We start from the raw sequence: 261 nt of genomic DNA, 5'->3' as shown, positions 1-261 counted from the left end.
TCCTGAATCTGTTTCGTCGCAAACTCGGATAACATTTGATTATGCCTTTGATTCCCATATCGCATATTGCTTTTCTTCTTCTCAAAATCCAATGCTTCCATCACTAACGGCTTATTGCTTCTTACACATTCCAGCACGACCTCTTTCGCCGTCTGACGAATCTGATGCTTCCTCTGATTCTTCTTCTTTCCCCTTAAGGGCATCGGAACGGTCTTCAACAGGACACAGTTGCCGCAGCGATCCGTTTCACTCACGGCAATG

At 45.6% G+C, this 261-nt stretch carries 1 protein-coding gene; it reads right to left on the bottom strand.

What is annotated here, in order from left to right; genetic code table 11:
- Positions 1 to 261: hypothetical protein (locus tag DWY25_RS17810; RefSeq protein ID WP_220412975.1), on the bottom strand; the 261-nt coding region annotated here is incomplete at both ends.

Origin of the sequence: Holdemania filiformis (assembly GCF_003459085.1) — a bacterium.
GTDB classification, from domain to species: Bacteria; Bacillota_I; Bacilli_A; order Erysipelotrichales; family Erysipelotrichaceae; genus Holdemania; species Holdemania filiformis.
The sequence above is the reverse complement of the archived record's forward strand: the minus strand, read 5'-3'. Positions and strand labels throughout refer to the sequence as shown.